The 1,400-nt window shown below is 66.9% G+C and carries 1 pseudogene; it reads left to right on the forward strand.

The features are described from left to right. The first annotated feature begins 507 nt into the window (after positions 1 to 507). Positions 508 to 1,389, forward strand: a pseudogene (locus F4X11_17760) (ABC-F family ATP-binding cassette domain-containing protein). Positions 1,390 to 1,400 lie beyond the last annotated feature (11 nt).

Here is a 1,400-nt window from a genome sequence, read left to right on the forward strand (position 1 = left end):
GTCGATTCGTCCCCCCCGACCGATCCGCCGGTCCCCGACGGCGTGAGAAGCGGACCGAGATACGGCGGTGACATTGCCCTCCCTTCCTGTCAATGGACCTCGAAGCTGATACGCGTGTCCCTGCCTTCAGGTCCCGCGCCAGTGTTCCCGACCACCGGTCCACCCCGAGGGACTCGATGTCCGCGACCGTCTCGCCGTCCACCCCGGCTGCGCGGCCGTTGCGACGCACAGCCTGCCAGGCGACCGTGAGCACGTCTTCGCACCACACCTTGTCGCTCAGAGAGTGGAACCGGAAGTCAGGAGCTTCCTTCGCTTTCGCATGCAGCACTGTCTGGTGTCGCTGAACTGCGCTGTCGCTCGCACCTTGCGATCGGTGACGCGAAGCACTATTTAGCACAGATGCCCATCTTGGGTCCCTGCCAGAATTGGTATGTTCCGAACGAAAGGCATGACAACTGCCTCTGATCTGAAGGGTACGGACCAGACTGGTCATACCCGACATCGTTTCTCCAGCCCGGCAAGCGGGTCGGGCTGTGCGGTCCGAACGACGCCGGCAAGACGACGCCGCTCGAGGGGCTGTCCGGCGAGGTCGAGCCCGACGCGGGCGAGATCGCGCGGCCGAACGGCCTGACCGTCGGCTACCTGCCGCAGGACGGGCTGACCCACGCGGGACGGACGCTCTACGACGAGACGACCCGCGCCTTCGCGCCGCTGCTGGCGCTGCAGGCGGAGTTGCGCAACCTGGAGATCCGACTCGGCGACACGAGCCTCTCGCCGACGGAGCACGACGCCGCGCTCGCCCGCTACAGCGAGGTCCAGACCGCGTTCCAGGATCGGGACGGCTACGGCATCGAGGCGAAGGTGGACGCCGTGCTGCGCGGTCTCGGCTTCGAGGAAACCGACTTCGAGAAGCCCACCCAGACGTTCTCCGGCGGCGCCAGCAGGCCCTTGCGCAACATGTCGGCGAGCAGGGCGCCGGCGAGGATGGGGCGCCGTTCGGCGCGTGGCGGCACGATTTCCACCACGGACGCGGTCCCGATCCGTCACGAGCACGGTCTCTCCCGCGGCGGCCAGACGCACGTATTCGCTCAGCTTGTTGTTGGAGCACCTTCAAGTCCGACCGAGCGCGTGCTCCTGAAGGTAGCTTCCGGTGGCCACGGTGGTCAAGGGCATTCAAGTCTGGAGGGCACGCGCCTGTTTCTTCTGCAGGGCATCGGTCCGGGACGACCCAGACACCACGCACAAGCCGGGTCCTGTGGCTACGCTGCGGAGCAGGCCTCCACCTGCCCAAGCGAGCGGCGGGGGGGGGGGGGGGGCCCCCCCCCCCAAAAAAAAAAAAAAAACCCCCCCCCCCCCCCCGCGCGCGACCAAATAAAAAACTATGAATAGACACGCCCCCC

It is taken from the genome of Acidobacteriota bacterium, from assembly GCA_009861545.1.
GTDB lineage: Bacteria > Acidobacteriota > Vicinamibacteria > Vicinamibacterales > UBA8438 > WTFV01.